The sequence below is a fragment of the Chamaesiphon sp. genome (genome assembly GCF_041737865.1).
GTDB lineage: Bacteria > Cyanobacteriota > Cyanobacteriia > Cyanobacteriales > Chamaesiphonaceae > Chamaesiphon.
This window is the reverse complement of sequence record NZ_JBGSQZ010000268.1, coordinates 1-5,415: the sequence shown is the minus strand read 5'-3', so window position 1 is coordinate 5,415 and position 5,415 is coordinate 1. Positions and strand designations below refer to the sequence as shown.

The following is a 5,415-nucleotide window of genomic DNA, read 5'->3' as shown; positions in this document are numbered from 1 at the left end:
ACTATAAAACGCCGTAAAGGTGGCATTGTGATAGTAGCTTCTATTACTAATGATACCTCTAAGGAAGCTATCCAGATTCTTCGGAGTCTCTGATAGGAAGCCCACACCTACCCGCTTCGGGAGGTGTGTGGAGGATGTCACCTTAGAGGTGGGAGAATGTCAATCTACACTTTCGGCAATCACTCGATAGCGCATCCATCCCTGATCGTCAACTAAATCTGGATTAAAACCTTCGACATCTCCATCTCCCACATTATGGTAAACTCGATGGTCGAGAACTTTAGTAATAATATGCTTTTGATTATCAATAAATATCACACCACCTATCCAAGGCTTCTCATCGGATAACAAGTCAAAATCTTGATAAGTTTCAACAGACTGAATTGACATAAGTTTAAAATTGGTTGTTTAGGATTAAATCGTCACAAAATATTACTATCTACCACTATGAAAGATTCAGTCCGAGAATCTAGACTAGTTCTTCTTTACGCTTAATTTCCCACATATTCATCAGCCAATCTTCCAGAGTAACCCGAACTATTCCATTCGGCGATCGATAAGAAAAAGCTTCTTGTTGACCTTCAATTTCTGGATGCCATGCTACAACCTCTCCATAAGTCGGAACGTATGGACTCGATAGGCTAACTAGATCGCCTTCTCGAATAGAGTGAAACTTTTTGCGTAGGTTAAATAAAATTGTATTTTCGTAACTCATTGGCTGTGGTTTCCAATATTTACAAAGATCTTTGCTAACTTCGGCAAACGTACCAATATACCAAACATAGTCACCATCACCGCTAAACTCCCAATAATCCCCTTCGTTGGGAAACCGACACAAAAATCCGGCTAGCTCAGTGTCGATATATGCATTAGGATCGGTCGGGTCTTGCTGGAATATCCGACCCTTGATGATAATATCTCCACTCTTATTGTCGATCGAAACGACTTCATCCTTGAGTTCGGCAGAAAATTCTTGAGCAAAAATGTGTGAGGGCATAGAATAAATGACGATCGATAAGTGACAGAGCTAATGATTAGATGAAATAGTCGAAAGAGTAGCGATCTTAACTATCCAAAAATTTCAAGTCCGATCTCCTGTAGATCGGACTTGAAAACTATTACTTCGGTCTTGCCGATGGTAAAGGTAGTGCCGCAGCTTGTTCTGCTGGTGTCATCGGAATCAAGGCTTGAATTTTGAAAGATATGCTAATTGGGGCTTCGGGCTGAACGATAGGTTTACCCTGAGCGTTAAAAACTGCTTTTTGAGGATCGGGAACTATCGCTCGAAACTCTTTAACCAGAAGTAATTGATCCAGTCTTTCGATCGTGCGAAAGATCGACTGAAGTTGGTCGAAGTTACCTTTGACATCAACTTGTACGCCTTTGCGTTTGATCTTATTGTTCAAAGCTGCACCTAGCGAACTATCCGCAACCACGGCAGCACCGCTACTCCCAGTACCCGCAACAGGCACATCTGGTCTAAACCCTTGCAACTCTCCATTACGAATATTAACCAATTTATTAAGGTCGAGCAAAAGCGTATCCAGTTTTTTATCGCTAGCAAATAGTCCCACTACTAGCTTCTTCTGGACATTAGCGCGTTCTAAATTACGCTCGGCAGCAGCAATTTGAGTTGCTGTATTTCTACGCTGTTGAATCTGGTCTTGAATCTGAGCTAGCTTAGTTTCTAGCTCCTGATTTTTAGTCGATTGCGGTTGCACGAAATTCAAATACAAGTATCCAGAAAGTCCCATTCCCGCCACAGCAATACAGGAACCGATCGCAATCGGATTAAATGTAACACCAAAGATCGATGGATATGCTGGCGCAGTGACAAAAGAAGTGTTAGTAACTAACTCGCTCTCGATAAACTCACTATTATATGTCATGGTTTAATCACCTGATATTGTTGAAGACTTCTAAGTCGAGTTACCAATCCAACGGCACCTTTACGATCCAATTCATTCATCAATGCCGTAGCCGGAACACGTTTCAGCGTTGTTTGGATCGTATAAGCAACTGTTTTTGGTAGCTCAAGACGGCGTGAGTTGTTCGTATTTGTCATCTGTGAATCGATAACAGACAACGCCCCTCCTTGAACCAAACTAGCCGAGACTAACTGAGTCTCTTCTGGATTGAAAAAGGCTGATTGCTTAAGTGTCAACATGAAATTATTGACTTCATCAAAAGATTTAGCTTTACCAGTAATTTCCAGTTTACTACTCGGCACATCTGCTGGCAGCATAGCAACTGCACTCGTACCAGCAATAGCAACAGGTACGATTGGCGCGGCTGCGATCGGACTAGCTACTGATGTCGCAGGCTTGGCAGCAGCCTCTGGGTTGGGAGGAGTGCGAATTTTGTCAAGCAAACCACCTTTAGGTGCTCCTGTTACAGGAGCTACTGGAACCACTGGCACCACTGGTCTAAATTCTGTTTGAGTAACACTGGAGATTTGTACTCCTTGAGGCACATTTTCTCTTAAATCTTGCAATACAGCCGACCAAGGCTGAACTTGATTAAAGACACTAGCTAGCGATTGAGTTTCGTCACTAACTTGACGAAACTCGCTCGTAAGTTGTGCTAAACGGGCATCTTGAGCTTTGAGACTACCAAGTTTTGCATCTAAGTCTTTTTGTTTGGCTTCGAGTTGACCGAACTGCTGATTAGACCAAAACCAACTACCACCACTAGCCATCAAAGCCAGCGCAGCCGCGCCAATCCCGATAAATAACGGCAGTTTGTCATATTTGGTAGGCACCGCGACCGTGTTAGTACTGAAGTCGGTAAGAACACCTGTTTCATCTTCAGAGCGTTCGCGGAGTAAGTTAATATCTAGACTGTACATGTTGTTATATCTCGCGCATTCCTAATCCCAGAACTACTGCTAGTCCGGGGCGTTGACCGTTGGGAATATCCATTTCTGGCATCAAGCCCAATCCGCTAATCGGATCGATTTGAATGGCAGGAATATTCAATCGTTGAGTAAAAAAGAGGTCGAGTTGTCCCAAACCACCCCCTGGCCCAGCAAGAAGTAATTGTTCGAGTTTGAACTTTTGGCCGTTATGACTCATGTAAAAGTCAATACTGCGACGAACTTCATCAGCCAATTCTACCAAAATTCGCATCATTGCCCCCATTCCTGGATTAACACTAGTCATACCTTGACTACGCTCGTCGATATTATTTGCCGACATATCGGGAATTGTAATCTCTTGCAAGACTTCTGAATTCCTATTTAAGGGCAAATTCATCGCACTGCTAAGGGCTTCTTGCAGTTGAAAAGTGCCAATTGGAACGGTGCGATTGAATTGAGGAATACCATTGACGACGATCGCGATTTCGGTACAATCAAATTGAATATCGACTAGCACTACTGCGTCTTGAGGTGCAAATTGGCGCAATTGTTCTTTAATCGTTCTGAGGACGGCAAAGCTGCTAATCTCTAGCACTTTCACTTGTAAGCCAGCATACTGAAAAGTTTCAAGATAACTATCAGTAACTTCCTTGCGAGTTGCAGCCAGCATTACCTGCACTTTATCCAATCCGTCTTCGTCGGTAACTAAATCGAGTTTTTGATAGTCAAGATCGACTTCTTCACGCGGATATGGCAGATGTAATGCTGCTTCTTGGTGAAGGATCAGATCTCGTAATTCTCGATCGTTTAGCTCGACTGGTAGCGGAATCAGCTTGATCGTTGCTTCCCGCGTTGGCACTGAAGTTGCAACGTAAGTAGCTGTAATCTTATTCTGACTTAACGTCGTCCGCACTAAGTCGCCTAATTCTTGAGCATTAATGATTCGCCCTTCCTCAAAAAAACCTTCAGGAACTTCAGCAGAACAGAGATGTACGATTGTTACAGCCGCACCTTTTTTCTGAAGTTGAGCGATATTGATCCGCTCGGAACCAAGTTCGATTGCTACCCCAGTGCCACTCTTTGAAAATAGACTTTTTAATCGATTCAGCATTTTGATTTATTACTCACAGTCTAGAATACATCGCAACACTCCGTATTTATTTTTAAAATATTGTAAAAACAAATACGATAGTAAATTTTACCATTAAAAATGGTCGGAAATTGAATTTCGAGATTTGCTAACAATCATATAGCTTTTAATCGCACTTAATATCCGAGTCGATACCTGGGGGACAGACTGATTGCCATCAATTCTAATCATCTTGCTAGGAAATTCTTTGGCTATCTGACTATAACCAAACCTAACTCGACTCAAGAAAGACTCATCATAAATATGCCGAGTAGACTTGTCATCTCTTTGCTCATTGCGTTTTCTACATACTTTCAGAGGAGTATCGATCCAAAACATCAAATCTGGTTGTAAATTATCAGTTGCGATTTCATTTAGGGAATCAATCAGTGATGCGTCGAGATTATTGCCATATCGTTGATAAGCGATCGTGCTAGCTGTATATCGATCGCACAAGACAATCTTACTCTCAGCCAGAGCTGGTCGAATGTTCTTATCTAAATTCTCAGCTCGATCGGCTTCAAACAATAATAATCTTGTTTTATCACTGATATTATTTTTTTCAATTAATAAGTCCCTAATTCGATCTCCTAGCGTACTCGGTTCTTTAGCTTTAGCTACTTGATAACCAAGCTCCCACAATTGTGCGTAAATAGCATCTACCTGAGTAGATTTCCCGCAACCATTAATCCCTTCAAAAGCAAAAAACATACGGTATATCTGGTAATTACCAGCATCGATCTTAACGATCGATGCTGTTTTAAAGTTGAATTATTTTCCGATCATTAATCGAGCATCAACGCCAGGAGTGTAATTCACCTGACCTTGAGTATCGCTGAGAACTTGCGGCGTTAATAGCATGACAACTTCTTGACGTTGATTGGTTTTGTTAGTACTACGGAACAAAGCACCGAGAATCGGCAGATCCCCTAGAATTGGCACTTTAGAAACACTAGTACGATCGGATTGCTGAATGATTCCCGATAAAATTAACGTTTGACCATCGCGCAAACGAATTTCACCAGAGTTCATCGTCCGCGACTGTAGCAAACTAATTTCGCCGTCGGCTGTAGTAATAGTGTTTCCGATCGAACTCACAGTAGGCGCAACTGCCACCGAAACATATCCGTTATCATCAATACGATTGACCGTAATATCTAAAGTTAAACCTGCTTTATTGATGATGGGCTTTCTATTACTAGTAACCGCGCCAGTTCCGGCTACGCTAGTAGTTTCAAATCCCCCAAAAACATCTTGAGTCAAATTAACCGTCGATTTTTGACCTTCTTGAACGACTAAGGTCGGATCTGTCAGAATCTTGCCGTTACCACTCACAATTTGAGCTTGAAGTGTTGAAAGAAATTTGCTAGGAACTTGATAGTTAGAAGGCACTGCATAAGTATATACAGCAGGAGCACCAGCCGTTATC

7 protein-coding genes are annotated in these 5,415 nt (G+C 42.0%); all 7 read right to left on the bottom strand.

Going from position 1 to position 5,415, the window contains the following annotated elements; genetic code table 11:
• Positions 1-159 precede the first annotated feature (159 nt).
• Positions 160-390, bottom strand: a complete 231-nt coding sequence (locus ACEW9J_RS20685) for a hypothetical protein (protein WP_373546980.1) — start codon at positions 388-390, stop codon at positions 160-162.
• 79 nt (positions 391-469) lie between these two features.
• Positions 470-997, bottom strand: coding sequence for a hypothetical protein (locus ACEW9J_RS20680; RefSeq protein ID WP_373546979.1), 528 nt, complete (start codon positions 995-997; stop codon positions 470-472).
• Between the two features lie 121 nt (positions 998-1,118).
• Positions 1,119-1,889 (bottom strand): pilus assembly protein, encoded by a 771-nt coding sequence (locus tag ACEW9J_RS20675; RefSeq protein WP_373546978.1) that lies wholly within the window; start codon positions 1,887-1,889, stop codon positions 1,119-1,121.
• The gene (locus tag ACEW9J_RS20670) at positions 1,886-2,848 is read right to left on the bottom strand and encodes a PilN domain-containing protein (RefSeq protein ID WP_373546977.1); all 963 of its coding nucleotides are present in this window, start codon (positions 2,846-2,848) and stop codon (positions 1,886-1,888) included. Before ACEW9J_RS20670 ends, ACEW9J_RS20675 begins: the two co-directional genes overlap by 4 nt.
• 4 nt (positions 2,849-2,852) lie before the next feature.
• On the bottom strand, positions 2,853-3,968 hold the full coding sequence (gene pilM, locus ACEW9J_RS20665) for a type IV pilus assembly protein PilM (RefSeq protein ID WP_373546976.1): 1,116 nt from the start codon (positions 3,966-3,968) through the stop codon (positions 2,853-2,855).
• A gap of 93 nt (positions 3,969-4,061) precedes the next feature.
• Positions 4,062-4,697, bottom strand: a complete 636-nt coding sequence (gene tmk / locus ACEW9J_RS20660; protein WP_373546975.1) for a dTMP kinase — start codon at positions 4,695-4,697, stop codon at positions 4,062-4,064.
• 60 nt (positions 4,698-4,757) lie between these two features.
• The coding region (locus tag ACEW9J_RS20655) for a type II secretion system protein GspD (protein WP_373546974.1) at positions 4,758-5,415 on the bottom strand (658 nt) is incomplete at its 5' end.